This is a genomic window from uncultured Pelagimonas sp. (assembly GCF_947498515.1).
Lineage (GTDB): Bacteria > Pseudomonadota > Alphaproteobacteria > Rhodobacterales > Rhodobacteraceae > Pelagimonas.
This window is the reverse complement of record NZ_CANMKO010000004.1, coordinates 174,766-195,677: the sequence shown is the minus strand read 5'-3', so window position 1 is coordinate 195,677 and position 20,912 is coordinate 174,766. Positions and strand designations below refer to the sequence as shown.

The window sequence follows — 20,912 nt, the reverse complement described above, 5'->3', positions numbered from 1 at the left end:
CAAGAGGCCGGGGGCCTTGCAATCTGGGCGGTGTTTCGCCGTCCGAGCCTACTGACTCCTCATGCGTCGCTGGCTCGATCTTCACGATGCACCCCCAGCCCCCATATGGCGGTTGCTGTTTGAGTTCGCAGAACTCAACACGCCATATGGGGGCGGGGGTGCGGGGAGTTGATCGATCCAGCCCTAAGCGCTGTTCGAAGGCACCGGTCCTCTTGTTCTTAATCCCAAAACCATTGTTGCGGTCGGCTATGTCCGGCCCGAACCTGTTAGGTGTGTCATGAGTGCGAACCTGAGAGAGCGAATTCGCGAGTCCTCTTTGGATGAGGTGGTGCTGGAGGAAATGATCCGGCACGGGTTTTGGGATGAGCAGTCGGTAAAAAGCACGCTTCCGGCAGATTTCATCAAGCGCAAAGGCGAGTTGCAGCGCGAAATGCAGAACTTGCTGTCCAAAGATCGCGCTCTGGCTGATCCGGATCGCGCGCTGCAACTTATCATGAAGGATCGGATGCGCGAGGCCCGGTTGCGGCGGGTCGAGACCAAGCGCAAAGCTATTGAGGCGAAAAACGCCCGTGGTGCCGCCTTTGACGACTGGCGGCGTCGGCATGTGACCTCGCTCGGAGATGTGTCCTCGGGTCCTTTGACGGATCGGCGTGCCGACACAGAGCGGTTGGCCACATTGGGCCTTCCGGCTTTTGAAAGTGTCGAAGACATTGCCGCGAAAATGGGTATTCCGATCGCGGAACTCCGGTTTTTGGCATTTGATCGTAAGGTGTCAAAGGTTAGCCACTACCGGCATATAGAGATTCCCAAGAAAACCGGTGGGGTGCGGAAGATTTCCGCGCCGATGCCGCGCTTGAAACGGGCACAATACTGGGTGTTGGACAATATCCTGAACACACAGGACCCGCATGATGCGGCGCACGGGTTTCGCGTTGGCCGCTCTATTCTTACCAATGCGGAAAGGCATGTCGGTCAGGATGTTGTTGTCAATCTTGACCTTCAAGATTTCTTTCCAACGATCACGTATAAGCGGGTTAAGGGTCTATTTGTATCAATGGGATACGCGGAGGCCGAAGCGGCTGTTCTGGGGCTCATTTGTACCGAAGCCGAGCGTGAAACCATCACCGTTGATGGTGAAAAACTGTACGTCGCGCAGGGGGATCGCAAGACGCCGCAAGGTGCACCGACAAGCCCGGCTATCGCCAATTTGGTGACCAAGCGGCTGGATAAGCGTTTGACCGGCCTCGCGGCCGGTTTTGGCCTGACCTACACGCGCTATGCGGATGATCTGACGTTTTCGGGGGCGGAGTCGGGTGCCAATTTTGTTGGGCAGTTGCTCCGCGGCGTGGGCATGATCGTTGAGGATGAGGGCTTTGTCGTACATCCTGACAAAACCCGGATCATGCGAAAAGGGAGCCGTCAGGAGGTCACCGGATTGGTGGTCAACGACAAGGTTTCAGTGCCGCGCAAGGATCGCCGTGCCTTTCGGGCGTGGTTGCATCAGGCGCGCCAGAACGGTGGCCCTGCCAAGAGTTTCCGAAATGGTAACCCGCTCGACAGCGGCCGTGGTTATGCGTCGTTTTTGCATATGGTGGGTGGCCCCGAAGCGCATCGTTTGGCCGAACAGGCCTGGGCGCAATTGGGCCGTGACCCAAGCTTTGTTCCCAATCCCGCCAAGCCTAATAGCGCAGCCAGCTTCCGCAGCCTTAGTGCCGCGGGAGAAGCTCCGAATGAGGATTGGAAAGTAGCGCAAGAGCGTGCGGAATTTGTCCCCGAAGAGCTGCCAGGTTTTGATCGCCAAGATATGTCTCAATCGGCTGCGCCGACCACAGTGCCACGCGCAGGACGCAGACGCGGGCGGCCCGAACGCCCAGATGAGGGCGGTGGTGGCCAGACCCGTGGCACGCCTTGGTCAGGCCGCCGACAATCGCGCGTTTCCAAACCCCGCAAACCACTTTTGTGGTGCGCTGTTTTATCATTCTTTGCGCTGTTTTTGTTTACAATTCCAGCGGTGGGCCCGGTCCTGACGGTAGCTGCGTTCTATGTAATCTGGAAACCTCAGAGCCAAAGGGCCGGGGTGATGGGCTTTCTTGAAAAGGCCGGCAAGTCGGCTTTGTACGTGGCTGGAGCAATGCTAGTGTTTGGAATTGCTGCTGGAATTATCCTCGGGAGATAAAGTTTCTGATCTATGCTCAAGGCTTAGCGGTATCTTAACGGCCACAGGCTTAACATGCTTAGAACCTGAGCAAGCAAGAGACACCCAGATTTGGCAGCGGACAATGTGGATAAAGAGGCTTCTTCCCGAGAAGCCCGGAAGCGTTTGCTTTTGTCCCACGCGGATGAGCGCATTGATAGGTTTCCGGTGCGCATGCTTTTGTACACCGTGGGGTGTGGCCTTGGTTTTTTTGCCTTAGGGTTGCCACCCGCGATGTTGGCTTTTGTCATGCTTTTGGTGGTCGACCTACTCGACTGCTGGATTTTACACAGACCGGTACGGCGGCTTATCTACCATGATGATCTGAAAAAAGCTGAAAAAATCACTGTTTGGTCGGGCGCGATGCAGGGTGTGTCCCTTGGAGTCGCGACATCAATTTATTTCTTCCTAGCCGGAGAAGAAGCTAACATTTTGTTTGTTATCGGCGGTCTGGGGATGGGGGCCGTAAACTCCGCGATCTCTATGCCAAAATTTCCGCTCGTTGGGTTGGTGCGCTTGGGCATTTACGCGGCCACGCCTTGTGTTTTGTTGTCGGTCAAAGCTCTACAAATTCAAAGCTTTGATGTGTTCAACTTCACCGATGTCTCTGGCACTATGCTGTTGATGTGCATGGTCTATATGTTCGCGGCTTTTACCAAATCCGGAATGAACAACTTCCGTATCACTCAAGCACTGGAAACGAAAAAGACCGAGCTCAAAACAGCCAATGCTCGGATGCTCAACCATCAAAAAGAGCTGCGTAAACTGTCCTTGGTAGCGCGAAAGGCCAATGACAGCGTTGTTTTGTCCGATCCCAGCCGACGGATCATGTGGGTGAATGAAGCTTTTACCCGGGTAACTGGATTCACCTCGCAAGAGGCGATTGGCAACAAAATTGCTGATCTGTTGGCTGGCAATGACAATAGTCTTAAGCAGTTTCAGCCAATTGATGAGGCTGTTCAATCCGGATGCGCCTACCATGGTGAGGTCGAAAACATCACCCGAGATGGCCGGCGCATCTGGGTCGATGTCAACCTATTCCCAGTCCATGACGAAGAAGGGAGTATTGAGTTTTTTGTTGCGATCGAGCGCGATATAACCGAGGCAAAAGTACAAGCCATCGAGATGGCGGAAGCGCGCCGCGCCGCCGAAGAAGGGGCCCGTGCCAAGGCCGAGTTTCTTGCCAATATGAGCCATGAGATCCGTACACCGCTGACCGGAATAATTGGCATGGCGGATTTGCTATCTGAAACGCACCTGACTGAACTCCAATCCCAGTACACGCGAACGATTGTCGGGTCTTCCCAATCGCTGATGAGCGTGATCAACGATGTTCTTGATCTCTCACAACTTGACGCAGGACGGCTTGAATTGAGCCCGGTCGACTTTTGCGTCAATGCCTTTTTCAACGACACGATCGCTCTACTTGGGTCATCTTCTCAAAAAAATGGCGGCATTCAGATTTCGCTTGATGTAGACGAGACCTGCCCAAGGACGGTCAACGCAGATGAGAGCCGTTTGCGTCAAGTCGTCGTAAATCTGATTGGGAATGCGATCAAATTCACGGAACGCGGAAATGTGTTTGTTCGGGTTTGGTACGAAGACACCTTGGCAACTTCAAACCTGTGCTTTGAGGTTGAAGACACGGGCATTGGAATTCCAGAAGACAAGCTTGGCAAAATTTTCGACCGCTTCACTCAAGCTGAGGCGGAAACCACCCGGAAATTTGGTGGAACTGGGCTTGGCCTAACGATCTCAAAACACATCATCGACGTTATGGGGGGACAGATATCTGTCACGTCTAAGCCTGGACAAGGGTCTGTTTTCCGGGTGAAGGTTCCCATCATCAGCCAATTAGCCACCCAGGAACACCTGCCTGCGGACGACGAGGAAAAAGTTGTCAATTACTCAAGCCTTGAAGGGTTGAAAATACTGATTGCCGAGGACAACAAAACCAACAGATTGTTGCTGTCCAAATATTTGGATTCCTTGCCTGTCACTCTCAGCTTTGCTTGTGATGGGCTCGAAGCGGTTCAACAGGCGTGGGAAACACATCCAGACTTGATCTTCATGGATGTCTCGATGCCAAATATGAGCGGGCTTGATGCGACAAAAGAAATAAGAGCCCTCGACATTGATCAACCATGTATCGTTGCTTTGACCGCCCATGCTTTTGACTCAGAAATGCAGTCTTGTCTGGATGCCGGGATGGATCACTTTTTGACCAAGCCGATACGAAAACGTGAACTTGTGGATTGGATTGTGCATCACTGCCAACAAGGCACAGGACGCCGAATTTCAGAGGTCAAGAGATCTGGGACGTAAGGGTGTCAGGGCAACCGACCTGAGGGGGTGCGATGTGTGGGTTCAGGCGAGATTTCCCGCCTGAACCAGTCAACGATCTTAGCGACGGCCGCGCGAAAAATTGCCTCTTGAGCCTCGCGCTCCGCCCGACGGGCGCCGAGTGGGGGCGGCTCGTGTTGGTGTCCGGCGTTGCTGCGGCTTTGCCCTAGGCTGCACGCGTGGCTTTGGAGTTGCCCTTGGCTGAGTGCGTGGTTTCGGCGTGGCGCGCGGTTGAGCCCTAGGTGTGGGAGTCGCTCGTGCGGGGGCCTGCCGAGGGCGTCGGACTTCATTGCTACGCTGATTGGCTCGTTCACGCGACACTGAATCTCGTGAAACGCCGGCCGGAACACGTGCACCAGTTGGCTTTCGCACAGGCTTTCCATCAGCTTTGCGTTTGGCAATGGCCGCCGCGCCAGCGCCAGCCGCGGCCCCGCCACCACGGTTTTCCACTCTGTCACGGACTGTGGCCCCGGCATCTTGACGCTTCAAAGCCTCGCGGGCTGGGGGCTGAACCCCGTCCCAACCAGAGCCTGGATCCCATTTCTGCCAATCGTCACCAACCTTGCGGTAGACGTTGCCATCGCGACCGGCATAGGTATTTCCACGCCGATCGTTGAGCGCAAAACCGTCGCCACGCGAGCTATCCCATTTCACCCCCTTGCCACCGCCAGTGCGCTCACCAGCCTTAACATCAAGGTATTCTGACCCTCGTTTGACCGAGGCGGACCCCCATTTGCCATAGATGCTTTCGCCTCCGCGGGCTGTTAGGGTTGTGCCAGTGCGCGGATTTGTGGCGTAAACAAAGCCACGTGATCCGGCTGGGCCATAGACTTTTGCTCCACGTGCGTAGGTTCCCGTAGATGGATTCCAAGACGTACGGGCTTCGATTCCGCGATACGGACCATAGGCATAGCCATAGCGCCCAAACGAACCGCGGGCGGGATTGTAGTAGCTTCCACCGCCGTAGCTTACCGGGCGGGGGTGGTAAATCGGGTAGTGATGGTGGTGATGATCATCCCAATAGTCGTGCCAATAAGGTGGATAATACCAACCTGTGCCATGCACAAAGACGCCCCAAGACAAGAACCCAAACAGGTAGCCAGCGGTGAAGCCATAGGTCGCCTGATTATTGCTTTCGTTGGTTTCATAGACGCGCACATAGGTGACGTTATGCACCGGGGAGGACGGCGGGATTGTGTAGACGGCCTCGGGAATTTGTGTGGCAGCACTCCATGGGCCGGTTGGGCTGTTGGAGCTGAACCAAATGCCATCCACAACCAAGAAGTATGTCCCGGCCACCTCGATAACTTGCGACTGTGTGTTTGTCGCATAAGACATTTCGGTGCCGTCAATCGGTGCAAATTCAGGGGCTCCGATATAGCTCACTGTTGGGGCTTCTAGCGAAGAGAGGTCGACACGCGCCAGTTCCGGAATAGCGGCCCTAAGTCGGGCTTCGTTGGCCTCGGAAGTGCCCGGCACGCTGGCGCGGACGGTGTAGTAAGGCACGTCATCCGGGATGTTTAAAAAATCAACCGGAAGGTCAGGGGTGGCAAAATCCCAGGGGCCGGTTTCAAGGGATTTAGTGCTGAACCATCGCCCAGAGATCAGATAGTAATATGTGCCGCTTGGTTTGTGGCGAAAAATGTCAGCCTCGGTGTTTGAAGCCCATTCCAAATCCCCACCGGGAACGTCAACAAAGCCGGATTCGCCGTCAAACAATACCAATTCGCTCGGGCTATCGGCATAGAACACCACGGGTGCGCCTTGATCATAGGCAACAGGGGTCAAAGCGTCTCGGGCATCTGACCAATTGCCATCATCTGGCAAAGCGGTGAGTTCCTCAGGCAATTCAAGCGTTTCAACCCAAGGGCCATCGAAATTGCCAGATGTGAGCCAAGATGCACCATCCCGCAGCCAAAGCGCGTCATTCACCCGAAACAGATCCCAATTGGTGTTGACGACAAACTCAACCCCAGCTGCGCCTTGAACAGGGGCAAAGACAGCATCGCCATCCGTTTGCAGCAAACGACCAGCCTTTTGCGAGACAAAGATTTGCGGGGCCTCGGCCCTAAGCCCGTCAACATCCTCAAGTTGTTGGTAATTGGCCAATCCTGCAACCACACGTTCTTCGGGGATGGTGATTGCACCGGTTGGCAATAGTTCCCCCACACCAACGGACAGTTTCGCGAGCTGTTGACGATCAAGCGCCGAAAAATCCATTTGAGTGACGCTTATGTCGGAAATCACTACTGTGTGGGTCTCGGCATCTAAAACGGTGGTCCCACGCAGGCCAATCACGCCAAAGATTGGCTCGGCGTCCTTGGTTTCACGGAACTCAGCTGCGACCAGCGCGTCTAGCGTGGTGAAACTGTCCCAATCGCTGAACTGAGGTTCGTACAGAACCACAAACGCATCGCCCTCAAGGCCAAACGCCCTCGGCCAACGTTGATCAGGACTATCAGATGTTTCCGTGAGATATTTGCCGCTGACAAAGCCGGTCCGTCCTTCAAATTCCACCGCGCACCAGGACCCCGACCCGTTGCATTCCAAAAGGTTGACGGCGGAGTTTTGCGGAATGGTTCCCAAAACTTTGGACCCAGTTCCCGGTGCAGAACGTAAATTCAAATTGGCGGTTACCTGAGCGGGGCCTGCTGCCAAACTACTAACGGAAATAGCGAAACATGTCAGGGAAATTAGGGCCTTCTTCACGGTATTCTCCTACCTGCGAATTCTATCTATTAGTGTAGTCATGCAAAGCAATTTTGCAATTCATTCGACGCGCTAGGCACAATTATGCTCATTGGTGAGCGGCCTTTGTGCGAAGGGGGTTTGCCGATTTTTTTGTCTGTACGCAGGTACTTGGCAATGGGGGTGCAAAGGTGATCGAAATTTGCAGTAGGTTGAAAAAACTGGCGGAATGAAACACCTGTTTTGCAAATTGTGACTAGTTTTGAGTTGTGTTGGGAACTCATTAGATATGACCAAGTCTCCAAATGTGTTGACCCGGCTATTGTGTCCACTGGGAGCGGGATCATAAACGAGTTGGGGCTATCAACTGATCTACCTAGCGGGATTGTTTGAAAGCTAGAAAGTGGTGGCGCACATCCTTCCCACACACGAATTCTTATCACCCACCGAAAAAATGTCAGGCAGCAGAAACAACTACATGCGGAACTTTGCGTTTTTAAGGTAACATGTCGTTTGGCGGGTCCTCAAATATGCCTGCAAATTGCCTTGATGAAGAAGACCAACCTAACGGATGGGGGCAAGTGTCGTTCTCATTGCCTAAGCTTTGGTCGCGACGATGAACCCGAAATACTCTTTGATCAAATACCGCTATTTGGTCACACAGGCTCTTCCCTCAAACAGGATATCACAGGCTGGATGACGCGCGCATCGGCTGAAACTTGGCGACATAACCTGATCGGCAGGTCCAAACTAAAGCGGGTCACCAAATGTTCACCACTTCTCAGGTATTCTCAATCGGTGCAGGCGATATCTGAAACAACTGATTGGCAAAGCGGTGAAAACAACCCGGGAAAATAGGCAGGTTGTACAGCATGCGCCGGAGCTTAAGACGGCTGATCTTTGTGCCAACTCTATAACGGTCGCTCATTGAAATGGCGACCACATTTGATGTTATTTTCCTTGGTGCTGGCCCGCTCATCGACCCGTCCGAAGGTTCCGTTATTTCGGATGACATAACGAGCGAAAACGCCTCGGCGCTGGTTGGGAATACCTATGGGACGTCGGGCAATCCACTATACAGCAACATCCAAACGTTTTCACCAGGCTCCACTGGGTATGGCAACGGCGAAGCGGGGTATTACCATTCTGACAACTACACGTCTTTTTTGGACGACGAGGATACCTTCAGAATAAACGGGGGGGCGGATCAAACGTTTGATGCGGTCGTTGTTTACAATACGACGATTACCTATGCGGACTCTACAACGGCTTCGATTTCTGCTGTTGTTTTTCAAGATACCAATGGAAATCTCTATCTTGCGCCTGAGGTTATCAGTGGTCCCGATCAGGACGCGCTAGAAGCCAAGGCGATTCAGTCTTTGACGTTCGACAGTCTGCTGTCAGATACGAATGACATGTGGTCAGACAGAGTAGACAACAGTTTTGTCACTCCTGACGGTGAGATCGACGGCACTTCCGGCGACGACAGCATCGGCGCTGGCTATGTTGACGCCCAAGGCGACCGTGTTGACGGGGCCGATGGCGACGATGATGTCATCAACAGCGGTGATGGGAGTGATACTATCGCTGCCGGGGCTGGCGACGACACCATCGATGGTGGCGCAGACGATGATACAATTGATGGCGGCGCGGGGCATGACAGAATTGTGGCCGGGTCCGGCAACGATAGTGTGGACGGTGGTACCGGAGACGACCTTCTTAGCGGGAAATCGGGGGGCGATAGTCTATTTGGAGCCAGCGGGGCCGACATTCTTGAAGGCGAAGACGGCGCTGATAGCCTTGACGGGGGCGAAGGCAATGACACGATTATCGGGTACAATGCCAATAACGCGTTTGGTGGTTCGACAGACATATCGCATGATGATGGCGCTTCGGACACGCTTGTTGGTGGCGCGGGAAATGATGCGTTGTACGCGGGCATTGGCGATGACTCGTTGGCGGGTGGTGACGGTGATGACACCATGCTTGCCGGCGGCGGCAATGATACCCTAAGTGGCGGCGCGGGTGATGACCTAATAACCACTGGTGTTGGGGATGATCTCGTCATTCTTCAGCAGCTGGGGTCAAACGATATCATCACGGATTTCGATATCGGCGATACAAACGGCGACGGCAGGTCCAACGATCAGATTGATGTGTCTGGTCTTCGTGACTTGGATGGAAACCCCGTCAATATTTGGGACGTTGTGGTCACTGACAATGGGTCTGGGGATGCCCTACTGACGTTTCCCGAAGGCGAGACTTTAACGTTTCAAGGCATTTCACCCGCCCAGATGACAGGGGCGCAATTGGCGTCGTCGGGCATCCCTTGTTTTACTGCGGGAACGATGATCTTAACCCCAGATGGTGAGCGACACATCGAAGATTTGTGCGTGGGTGATCACGTCACGACCCGAAACAACGGGCCACAACCAATCCAGTGGATTTCAAACACCGCACTGGGGCCTGCGATCCTCAAAACGAACCCAGAGTTACGCCCGGTCAAAGTCGCGACGACTTGGTCAGGTTGTAAGCGAGATTTGTTGATCTCCCCGCAGCATAGCATCGTCGTTTCCAGACGAGGCAGTTCCAAAGATGTTTTTGTCAGGGCTGGTCAGCTGGCCAGGCTGAAAGGTGGGAAACTGCGGATCGCCCAAGGAATTCGCCGGGTTTCTTACGTACACCTTCTTTTGCCAACGCACGACATTGTTTTTGCCAATGGGCTAGCGGTCGAAACATTCTATCCCGGACCACGAGCGATTGAAAATTTGAAGCCCGAGGCGCTTTTGTCGTTGGCCATGTGCCTTCCAATGCTTATAGTCGACGGCTGCCATAAGGCTTATGGTCCACCTGCTTTGTGCTACATCAAAACCAAGGACTTACCAGCCAGACAGGATGTGTTGAATCCCCACAATGTGTCCACGGATCTTGTTGGGGGAATTTCGGTAGCGTAGAGCCAAAAACTCAGCCCTTGGGCTATGCGGATCGTTGGTCGAATGTTGCTTTCTTGACGACGTTAGATCGGCGAAAAAACGCTTCTGAACAAATCAATGCACGGCTGGTCATTTTCGCAAAACTTGGCTCTGCGTTCTCCGATTGTGGTTCTAAAGCGAAGCTGGAAGCCGTCCAGCGATACGCATCCTGTCGAGCGATTGCAAAGGGCGAACCACTTCTGTCTCGACAGCGTCTGATCTCGCGCTGCAAGCCGTCGAATGTTGTCTCCTTCGGCCAATATGCGCTCTAAATCGACCGTGGAAGAGCCGGGTCAGGTCCAGTCGAAAACTGAAGTACCAGTGGGCCTTTTCGAATGCGACGACGAGCGACATAGCAAAGTTGACATCACGCCCCTCGATAGCCTTCTCCAAGAAAACGTGACCCAAGCGAGGCGAGTATCCCGATCGCAGATGGGCAGAGAATTCAAGGCGCTTGAGTTTTGAAGTGGCAAGTTTTCATTTTCGCCACGTCTATTGTTGGTCAAATGAGCTGAATATGGCATTCTAAATCGATATATGAGCTGTATTGACAGCTTCTTGTTGGACAAATAGGGTTAAGTGAGAATCGGGAGAATGTGGTTCTGCCTGAGAAGGAAGCCTAATGAATACGTCGAACTCTGATGTTGAAGACCTTGAACCTCGATCCGTAGTAGACGACGTCGTTGCGCAGATGCGTGATCTGATCAGCGAACGCGGATTAACTGTGGGCGACCAGCTGCCCACCGAAAAAGAGCTTTGCGAGATTTTTGGAGCGTCGCGAAATACGGTTCGCGAGGCGATGCGCATTCTAAAGGCATATGGGGTCGTAAAAGTGCGTCCAAAGGTTGGGGCGACGATTGTCGACAACCGAATGTCTTCAGCAATGGACATGTTTTCGTTCAACGTAATGGACATCTCGCGTGACACATTTTCGGATATTCAGGGGTTCCGTTGTCTTCTCGAAGTGTCTTCAGTTGAGGAGATATTCGACAGTATTACCGATGAAGACATCGCAGACCTGCGTGAGATTAACGCCAAGTTGTTGAAAACGGGGGGGGTTGAGAGAGCTGCGGAGCAAGACTTTTTGTTCCATACGCGCTTGATCCGCGTGTTGCGCAATAAGGCGATCTTGGATGTCTATGGGCTGATGAAACCAGTGATCCTCAAGATCATTCAAAAGGGTAAAACGCGGCACACCTTCGAGAACAATACGTACCACGAACACGAGGCGGTCATTGACGCCATCGTGGCGCGGGATCGCATTGCCTATCAGTACCGAATGAAGACCCATCTCGAAGCCGGCTATGCCCATTTCAGCGAGACAAGCCCTTTCGCAGAAAACTCGAAATAAAAGAAGACGTTCAGACCACTGGTAAGCGTCCATTTCATGGTCGGCATTGCTGACACCAAATTCAATCTGAAGTTTACGGGAGACCAAAATGACACATAGAGTGAAGTTAATGGCAGTGGCAGCAAGCGCGCTTTTTGCAGCGTCAGCCGCATTTGCGGGACCAGCAGTCGTCGAGGGGCCGGGCGCAAACCCGTCGTGTTTTTCACCTTGGGATGACAGCACGTCCTACTTGAAATGGGACGCCCGAGAAGGTCCGTTTCGCATCGCCGTGGTGAATGGTTTTGTTGGCAACACATGGCGCATTCAAATGATCAAAACCGCAAAAGCATTTGCGCAAGATCCGACAATCGCTGACCGAATTTCGGAGTTCAAGGTTGTCTCAACTGGCACTGATGCGCCCGCGCAACTTGGGGCAATCGAAGATTTCATCAACCAAGGCTATGATGCAATTGTCACGATTGCAGTCAGCCCGGATGGCTTTGATCGGGTCATTCGTCTAGCCGACCGCAATAACGTGGTTTTGGTTCCGTTTGACAACGTGCTGGACACTGAAAAGGTCATGCAGGTGAACGAGGACCAGCTGGCGATGGGCCGGGCTTATGCAACGCATGTCTTGGCTGAATTGGCGGCCATCGGGAAAACGTCAGGCAAGGTTCTCGAAGTGCGTGGATTGGCTGGAAACTCGGTAGATCGCGACCGTTCCATTGGCATCAACACCGTGCTGGACGAGTCTGGCGGAAACTGGGAGCGCATCAGCGTTGTCGGCAATTGGGACGATGGTACCGCGCAAAAGGTCGTTGCGGATGCAATTGCGGTTCACGGTGAATTTGATGCCGTGCTTGCCCAAGGTGGGACCACCGGAGTTGTTCGCGCAATGCTCGACGCAGGTCATCCAATGGTTCCTGTGTCTGGCGAAGCCGAAAACGGCTTTCGCAAGTTGATGGCTGAACATGCAGATGCGGGTCTCAAGGGTATCTCGATTGGTCAGTCCCCTGGGCTTGTTGCCATTGCAATGAAGGCTGCAGTTTCCGCGCTTGAGGGCAATGTCATGCCGCAGTTGATTTCGGTGCCTCTGCCAACAGCAACCTATGATGAGCTGAAAGATGGCAAAAACTTCTGGACGGATTTGCCCGACAACTTCTTCACGGTGAACGAATTTCCGCCTTGTGACGTCAATATCTCTGGTCCTGCAATCATGGCCCAAGATGAAGCAGACGTGAACTAATTCTAGTTTGCATTGGTGGGGCGCGGCATGGCTGCGCCCCACGATTTTTCGAAAGATTGTGATCTCATGTCTTACACCACCGATATCGTTCAGCTGGAAAAGGTATCCCGCTATTTTGGAGGGGTAACCGCTTTAAAAGATGTAGATTTTTCCTGTAGCGCCGGATCAGTACATGGCATTTTGGGGGAGAACGGCGCGGGGAAATCGACGCTAATCAAGATTTTGTCGGGGGTTTTACCGCCAAGCGAAGGGCGGCTTTTGGTTGACGGTAAGCCGGTCCAATACAGCTCGCCATCTGAAGCCGCCGAAGATGGGATCGTATGCATTTTTCAAGAGTTATCGCTGATACCTGACCTGTCCGTCGCTGAGAATATCTTTATCGACCAGCCGCCGCGCAAGTTCGGTTTGATTGACGGATCTGCCCAGCGGCGCATGGCTGAACGGGTGCTAACCCGGATAAAGTGCGAAGACGTGGATCCAGACGCGCGCGTGCGTGATCTTAGTTTGTCGCGCCGCCAAATGGTCGAGATAGCCAAGGCAATTAGCAAAGACCCGCGGGTTTTGATTTTAGACGAGGCCACGTCGGCATTGACCAGTCGAGACGTGGAAACAGTGTACGAATTGCTTGCAGAGCTGACGGCCAACAACGTGGCAAGTCTGTTTATCAGCCACCGCATGCAAGAGGTCGACGCGCTGTGTGATCGGCTTTCGGTGTTTCGAAATGGCAGCCATATTCAGAGTTTCGACAAGGGCGATTTATCCGAAACAGAAATCGTGCGCCTTATGATTGGTCGCGACATCGACGCCCAATATCCGCCAAAATCACCCTATTCAAAAGCGACTGACACCGCTCTCACTGTGTCAGGTTTGCATTGGGAAAATAGCCTAAAGGGGGTCGATTTGACTGTCGGAAAAGGCGAAATCGTTGGGTTGGGTGGACTGGATGGTCAAGGCCAAAAGGAACTGCTTCTCGCGCTTTTTGGTGTTCTAAAAGGCGTCCAGGGCGAGGTCGACTTAAATGGTGTGGCTTTCGCTCCCACGTCACCGGCTGCATGCAAACACGCTGCGATGGCATTGGTCCCCGAGGACCGCAAAACCGAAGGGTTGATGCTTAGCCTCTCGATCGCCGATAACCTGTTGCTGCCCAATTACGCGGCGGTGTCACGCGGCACATTAATTGACTCAAATCTTGCCGATCGTGAGATCGCAGATGCAATCGCCAAGCTGCAGATCAAAGCCGCAAGCCCTGACGTTCCGGTTGAAACCCTTTCAGGAGGCAACCAGCAAAAGGTTGTTATCGCCAAATGGCTGGCGCTTAACCCAGACGTGATTTTACTCAATGATCCGACGCGTGGCATTGATGTGGGCACCAAACAAGAGATTTACACCCTGATCCGTGACCTCGCGAATGCCGGCAAGGCGATCCTTTTGTATTCGACTGATTATGCAGAGTTGATCGGATGTTGCGACAGGGTTTCGGTCATGTACGACGGCCATGTGGTGAGCGAGCTTCAAGGCGAGCAATTGACCGAACAGGCCATCGTCGCAGCATCACTCAATATTCAGACGGAAGAAGTGGCATGATGACACGACTTAATGCGTGGGTAGGGCGAAACCGTGGTTTCACTGGCGCGTTTATCCTCTTTACCGTGATTTTCATCGGCTACCAGTTTTTGCACCCGCGCGGATTTTCCACGGCTGTGTTCATCCAAAATGCAAATGAAAGCGTTGTGATTGGGTTTCTAGCGATGGCGCAAACCGTACCGGTTTTGATGGGCGGATTGGACCTTTCTGTTGGTGCTGTGATGACGCTGACGAACACAATTGCATCGCATCTTGTGACAGGGTCACCGCTACAGATGGTGGGCGGTATGGTGATCACACTGGCTGCGGGGACTGCCTTTGGGCTGATGAACGGTTTGATCGTCGTCATAGGGCGCATCCAACCGATCATCGCGACACTGGCCACCGGTGCCATTGCCAGCGGTCTGGCTCTGCTCATTCGCCCGTCCCCAGGCGGCGACATCAGCAGTGACCTGAACTGGGCGCTGACTAACTCGGTATTTGATTTTGCAGAAACCTATGGGTTTGCTGAAAACGGAAATGCCGCTTGGTTGCAGCCGATTGCGAATATTCCGGTGCCTTTGATCATTCTGTTGGTTTTGGGCATCGGCGTGTGGGTGCCGTTTAAACGCACGGTCACAGGTCGCACCGCATACGCCGTGGGGTCTGCCGAAGGGGCGGCGTATATGTCGGGGTTACCCGTGTCGCGCGCCAAGATTGCAGCCTTCACTTTGGCCGGGTTCTTTGCGTCCTGTGCGGGGTTGTATTTGGCCATACAAACGTCATCCGGCAACGCCGATATCAACCAAGCAGGGGCCTATACGCTTAACTCTATCGCGGCTGTTGTCTTGGGGGGCACATCGTTGCTCGGTGGTGTCGGCGGTGCCATTGGATCGCTGATTGGGGCGGGAATTTTGCGCGTTATCTCCTTTTATTTCCGAATCTTATCCATTGATCCACTGCTGCAGTCCTTGATCGAAGGCTTGGTGCTTTTGGCGGCGGTCAGTATTGGAGCCATCCGAACCTTTCGGATCAAAAACACCTTGGAGCTGTTTCGATGAGCAATTTCCTGTCTTTGACACCCGAAAATCGCCCCATTGCAATTGCAGCGGCTTTCACCGTGGTCATCATTCTAATCGGCACTGGCTACACACTGACGACGCAAGGCACAGCGCCGATGCTGACCCCGTCCTATTTGTTGCAACAGCTTCAAATAGGATCGTTCCTAGGGCTTTGTGCCGCGGGCATGATGATGGTGATCTTGCTGGGTCACATTGACCTGTCGTTGCCATGGACGTTGACCGCCGCCGCGATGATGGCGACGACGGTTGGTGGGCCATGGGCCATTCCTGCCGGGCTTTGTGTTGGATTGATTGTGGGCATTGTGAACGGTGTGGGCGTGTCTTACCTGCGTATTCCCTCGATGATTTTCACGCTTGGGGTCGACTCGGTGCTTCGTGGATTGATGATCGCGCATACTGGTGGCTTTGCACCGCAAACCGAAGCATCCCCCTTGATGCGCTATTTGGCGGCTGAGCGAATTTTGGGTCTACCGGTGGCGGTGTTCGTTTGGGGGGCGGTGTCCGTTTTGATCGCTGTTGTCCTGACACGGACAGGTTTTGGAAAGTCGATTTATGCAACCGGGGCCAAAGAAAGCGCGGCCTATTTGTCGGGTATCCGGACCCGTTGGGTGATCATTGGGGCTTTTGTCGTGTCATCGCTATGCGCGTCGATGGCGGGTATTTTGCTCGCTGGGTATTCGGCCAAAGCCTACCAAGGCATGGGCGCGCCCTTCCTGCTGCCCGCGATTGCCGCCGTCGTCTTGGGCGGGACGCATATTTTAGGGGGACGTGGTCGGTATTTAGGCACGCTCGTCGGCGTTGTTTTGATCGTTTTCCTCAACTCTGTCTTGTCGATCATGCAGATGCCCGAAGCGTTTCGACAAATCATTTACGGTGTCGTGATCGTTGGCATGCTCTTGGTTTACGGGCGCGAAAACAGCAAACGCCACTAGTTTTATGCCCGGCCATGGCCGCAAGCCTCAAAGGATTGATCAGATGACCGACAAGCCTCCAAAACAGACAAATACAGAAAGGTTGCGGTCACGGGAGTGGTTCGACAATCGTGACAATCCGGGAATGACGGCACTGCATCTCGAACGCTATCAAAACAGCGATTACACCAGCGAGGAATTGCAATCTGGTAGCCCAATTATAGGGATTGCTCAAACCGGATCAGAGCTGACACCCTGTAACAAAATCCATGTCTTTTTGATGGACCGGATCAAGGCGGGCATTCGCGCGGGTGGTGGCATCCCGATGGAATTCCCCGTCCATCCAATTCACGAAAACGGCAAGCGTCCCACGGCGGCTTTGGATCGCAATCTTGCCTATCTTGGCTTGGTCGAAGTCTTGCACGGCTATCCTCTGGACGGTGTCGTTTTGACAACAGGATGTGACAAGACCACACCTGCAATGTTGATGGGCGCAGCCACGGTCGACTTGCCCGCGATCGTCCTGTCGGGCGGGCCAATGCTTGATGGATGGTGGAAGGGCGAATTGGCGGGCTCAGGCACAATCATTTGGGAAAGCCGCCGCCTGCTTGCCGAAGGCGTCATCGACTACGATGAATTCATTCGACGTGCCTGTGCATCTGCGCCGTCTTTGGGCCATTGCAACACAATGGGCACCGCAAGCACGATGAACGCATTGGCCGAAGCCTTGGGTATGAGCTTGCCTGGATGTGCGGCCATTCCAGCCCCATTTCGAGAACGGATGCAGATGGCGTTTGAGACTGGTAGGCGAATTGTCTCGATGGTCCAAGAAGATCTGACCCCGTCCAAAGTGATGACCCGCAAAGCGTTTGAAAACGCAATCAAAGTCGCGACTGCAATTGGTGGATCGACCAATGCGCCGCCGCATATACAGGCGATTGCCCGTCATATCGGCGTTGAACTTAATGTCTTGGATTGGCAGAAATATGGCTTTGACCTGCCGCTTTTGGTCAATATGCAGCCCGCTGGAAAATACCTAGGCGAACGGTTTTTCCGTGCGGGCGGTGTACCTGCAGTGATGGGGGAAATGGCGCAGGCCGACATGCTTCATCTTGATGTGATGACCGTATCGGGCCAGACTTTGGGTGAAACACTGACCAATGTACGGAGCCTTGATCACGACGTTATTGCCCCTGCCAACAAACCTTTGCGCGAGCAGGCAGGTTTTTTGGTTCTCAGCGGTAACTTGTTCTCGTCGGCCTTGATGAAAACCAGTGTGATTTCAGAGGATTTCCGCACCCGTTTTCTGAATAAACCGGGCCGGGAAAACGTGTTTGATGCCCGGGCAGTGGTTTTTGATGGGCCTGAGCACTACCACGCGTCGGTCAACGACCCAGATCTAAAGATCGATAAAAACACGATCATGTTCATGCGCGGGGCAGGGTGCATTGGCTATCCCGGATCTGCGGAAGTTGTGAACATGCAGCCACCCGATACCTTGCTCAAGGCGGGTGTTAAACACTTGCCAACCGTGGGGGATGGTCGTCAATCGGGAACATCCGAAAGCCCCTCGGTGCTGAACGCCTCACCCGAGGCGGCTGTGGGGGGCGGGCTCGCTCTTTTACAGACCGGCGATATGGTCCGTATGGATCTGGAAAATCGGACTCTGAACGCGCTTGTGGACCCCGATGACTGGCAACAGCGCAAGGAGACATGGACACCTCCAGAATTGGTGAATCAAACCCCTTGGCAGGAAATTTACCGGTCCACTGTTGGGCAGCTCTCTGATGGTGGATGCCTTGAAATCGCGACGTCTTATCAAAAGGTTAGGCGTCATTTGCCCCGCGACAGCCATTGAGTTGGCCCGAGATTTGAAATTGAGAGTGAGAGCGACATGACAGATTTAGCAAAAGAAGGTGTCTTTCTTGGGCGGGTTTGGGACGCGCAGGCGCAAGGTCCCATCGTTGTGACGGTGCGTGGTGGACACGTCATTGATATCACGTCAAAAACTGCGCCTTTGGTGCGCGACATCTGTGAAATGGACAACCCGGTCGCCTATGTCGAGACTGCCGATGGTCCGGCAATTGGGACGGTCGAAGAGATCATGGGGCGTACTGTTGGCGATTTGGCCCAAACCCATATTCTTGCCCCGTGTGATCTACAGTCGATCAAAGCCTGTGGGGTCACATTTGCCAGCTCCATGGTTGAGCGGGTCATCGAAGAGCAAGCTGCGGGCGATCCACAAAAAGCCAATGCTGTCCGTCAAAACATCGGGTCCTTGATCGGCGATAACCTTCAAAGCATTCAGGCGGGCTCACCTAAAGCAGAGCAGGTAAAAGCCGCGCTGATCAAAGAGGGGCTGTGGTCACAGTACCTCGAAGTTGGAATTGGTCCAGACGCCGAAGTGTTTTCAAAATCACAGACTTTGTCGTCTGTTGGGTATGGGGCCGAGGTCGGGCTTCATCCGATTTCAAAATGGAATAACCCAGAGCCCGAAGTTGTGTTGGCGGTGTCTTCAACGGGCAGGATCGTAGGGGCGACGCTGGGAAATGACGTCAATCTGCGCGACATTGAGGGGCGATCAGCGCTGCTTTTGTCCAAGGCCAAGGACAACAATGCGTCCTGCTCTATCGGCCCAATGATACGGCTATTTGACGGTGGATTCACACTGGATGATGTGCGCAATGCTGAACTTGATCTGACGGTTGACGGGGCGCAAGACGGCTATGTCCTGCACGGCAAATCGTCTATGAAGGAAATCAGCCGCGACCCCTTGGACCTTGTTCAACAGACCATTGGCCGACACCACCAGTATCCCGATGGATTCATGCTGTTTTTGGGAACGCTTTTTGCGCCAACCCAAGATCGCGAAGTTCCAAGTGAAGGGTTCACGCACAAGCTTGGTGATGTGGTGACAATCTCTTCGCCAAACTTCGGCACGCTGCGCAATACGGTTCAGCTGTCGACGCATTGCAGCGAGTGGACTTTTGGCATTCGAGAGCTGATGCAAAACCTCGCGCAGCGCAATTTGCTGTAAACACGGACTGGAAAATCAATGCTGAAATCAAAACATCTCGTTTCAGGAGAATGGATCGATACGACGGCGCATTTCTCCAATCAACCAGTCAGTGGAAAGCCAGATGCTTTTGCGGTTGCTGATCCAGATTTAGTTGACCAAGCGGTGCAAGCCGCAGAGCGTGCGTTTTGGTCTTACGGGTATAGTTCTAGGATTGATCGGGCGGCATTTTTGCGCCAAATCGCCGTGGAAATTGATCTGCGCGGTGATCTGATAACCGAGATGGGCTGCAAGGAAACGGGCCTACCGCACGCGCGCCTCATCGGCGAACGTGGCAGGACCACAGGGCAGTTGAACCTCTTTGCCGAGCATATAGAAGAGGGCAATTATCTCGACCGACGGCATGATGTCGCCTTGCCAGATCGCTCTCCGGCTCCACGTCCGGATTTGCGCATGGTTCAGCGTGCAATTGGGCCGGTTGCGGTCTTTGGGGCCTCGAACTTTCCGCTGGCATTTTCGACGGCAGGGGGGGACACGGCCGCCGCATTGGCAGCCGGGTGTCCGGTGGTTGTCAAAGGTCACCCCGCGCATCCGGGCACCTCGGATATTGTGGCGCAGGCCATTGATGCGGCGATCAAACACTGTGGTATTGACGCTGGTGTTTTCAGCTTGATCCAAGGGGACGGGTTTATTGCTGGCCAAGCTCTTGTACAGCATCCGTTGATCCGGGCCGTTGGGTTCACGGGGTCCTTGCGTGGGGGGCGCGCCTTGTTTGACCTTTGTGCTGCGCGCCCAGATCCCATTCCGTTTTTCGGCGAGCTTGGGTCGATCAACCCGATGTTTGTTCTTCCCGCTGCTTTGGGTCATCGCGGTGCAGAGATTGCTGCGGGATGGGCAGGGTCATTAACCATTGGGGCCGGGCAGTTTTGCACAAATCCGGGGCTGGTTGTTCTGATCGATGGGGTCGAGGCCCAAGATTTTGTCGCCTCGGCAAAAGCCGCGTTAAAGGATACCTCCCCGCAGGTCATGTTGACGGATGGGATTGCCGCAGCCTTTGTGCAAGGCGGTGCAGAAATCGCTGCGCAGAATGGCGTTCAAAAGGTTTTGATGGATGGCGGCGAAACACGTCGTGCAACGCCGCAGCTATTCGCCACAACGGCCAAGGAATGGTTGGCAAATGATAAGTTGAGCGAAGAGGTGTTTGGGCCTCTGGGCCTTGTTGTGCTGGCCGAGACAGCGGATGAGATGATGGCCGTTGCCAAAGGGTTGAAAGGTCAACTGACCTGCACCCTTCACCTCGATGACAGCGACATTTCCATTGCCAAAAACCTAATGCCAATCTTGGAACGCAAGGCTGGCCGCGTTTTGGCCAACGGTTTCCCGACAGGGGTCGAGGTCAGTGATGCAATGGTGCATGGTGGGCCTTACCCCGCCTCGACAAACTTTGGCGCGACCTCTGTTGGAACGCTTTCTATCCGTCGGTTTTTACGGCCGGTTTGCTATCAAAACATCCCTGATAGTTTGCTTGGCGCAGACTGAAACAGCAGGAGCAGCGCCAAGTGATCCA

At 53.8% G+C, this 20,912-nt stretch carries 12 protein-coding genes; 11 read left to right on the top strand and 1 reads right to left on the bottom strand.

The annotated features are described in order from the left end of the window. Nucleotides 1-277: 277 nt before the first annotated feature. The gene (locus Q1A43_RS09705; RefSeq protein ID WP_299934533.1) at nt 278-2,176 is read left to right on the top strand and encodes a reverse transcriptase family protein; all 1,899 of its coding nucleotides are present in this window, start codon (nt 278-280) and stop codon (nt 2,174-2,176) included. A gap of 252 nt (nt 2,177-2,428) precedes the next feature. Beyond that, nucleotides 2,429-4,519 carry a PAS domain-containing hybrid sensor histidine kinase/response regulator gene (locus Q1A43_RS09700; RefSeq protein ID WP_299934530.1) on the top strand — a complete coding sequence of 697 codons (2,091 nt, stop codon included), beginning with the start codon at nt 2,429-2,431 and terminating at the stop codon, nt 4,517-4,519. 78 nt (nt 4,520-4,597) lie between these two features. Here Q1A43_RS09700 and Q1A43_RS09695 read toward each other — a convergent pair whose 3' ends face one another. Next, nucleotides 4,598-7,246 (bottom strand): SH3 domain-containing protein, encoded by a 2,649-nt coding sequence (locus tag Q1A43_RS09695; RefSeq protein ID WP_299934527.1) that lies wholly within the window; start codon nt 7,244-7,246, stop codon nt 4,598-4,600. 911 nt (nt 7,247-8,157) lie between these two features. On the opposite strand from Q1A43_RS09695, the gene Q1A43_RS09690 reads away from it, so the two are divergent. From Q1A43_RS09690 to Q1A43_RS09650, 9 genes are all read left to right on the top strand, one after another. Next, a complete protein-coding gene (locus Q1A43_RS09690) occupies nt 8,158-10,179 on the top strand; it encodes a Hint domain-containing protein (protein WP_299934524.1) in 2,022 nt (673 codons plus the stop codon). Between the two features lie 640 nt (nt 10,180-10,819). Beyond that, complete coding sequence (locus Q1A43_RS09685) at nt 10,820-11,548, top strand: FadR/GntR family transcriptional regulator (protein WP_299934521.1); 729 nt, start codon at nt 10,820-10,822, stop codon at nt 11,546-11,548. A gap of 88 nt (nt 11,549-11,636) precedes the next feature. After that, the gene (locus Q1A43_RS09680; protein WP_299934518.1) at nt 11,637-12,773 is read left to right on the top strand and encodes a sugar ABC transporter substrate-binding protein; all 1,137 of its coding nucleotides are present in this window, start codon (nt 11,637-11,639) and stop codon (nt 12,771-12,773) included. 27 nt (nt 12,774-12,800) lie between these two features. After that, nucleotides 12,801-14,357: a sugar ABC transporter ATP-binding protein gene (locus tag Q1A43_RS09675; protein WP_299934515.1), complete on the top strand. Its 1,557-nt coding sequence runs from the start codon at nt 12,801-12,803 to the stop codon at nt 14,355-14,357. Further along, nucleotides 14,354-15,397, top strand: coding sequence for an ABC transporter permease (locus Q1A43_RS09670; RefSeq protein WP_299934512.1), 1,044 nt, complete (start codon nt 14,354-14,356; stop codon nt 15,395-15,397). The genes Q1A43_RS09675 and Q1A43_RS09670 overlap by 4 nt, the downstream gene beginning before the upstream one ends. Continuing rightward, complete coding sequence (locus Q1A43_RS09665; protein ID WP_299934509.1) at nt 15,394-16,350, top strand: ABC transporter permease; 957 nt, start codon at nt 15,394-15,396, stop codon at nt 16,348-16,350. The genes Q1A43_RS09670 and Q1A43_RS09665 overlap by 4 nt, the downstream gene beginning before the upstream one ends. A gap of 43 nt (nt 16,351-16,393) precedes the next feature. Beyond that, on the top strand, nt 16,394-18,187 hold the full coding sequence (locus tag Q1A43_RS09660) for an IlvD/Edd family dehydratase (protein ID WP_299934506.1): 1,794 nt from the start codon (nt 16,394-16,396) through the stop codon (nt 18,185-18,187). 36 nt (nt 18,188-18,223) lie between these two features. Further along, on the top strand, nt 18,224-19,366 hold the full coding sequence (locus Q1A43_RS09655; RefSeq protein ID WP_299934503.1) for a fumarylacetoacetate hydrolase family protein: 1,143 nt from the start codon (nt 18,224-18,226) through the stop codon (nt 19,364-19,366). Between the two features lie 18 nt (nt 19,367-19,384). Beyond that, nucleotides 19,385-20,884: an aldehyde dehydrogenase (NADP(+)) gene (locus tag Q1A43_RS09650; RefSeq protein WP_299934500.1), complete on the top strand. Its 1,500-nt coding sequence runs from the start codon at nt 19,385-19,387 to the stop codon at nt 20,882-20,884. The last annotated feature ends 28 nt before the right edge of the window (nt 20,885-20,912 follow it).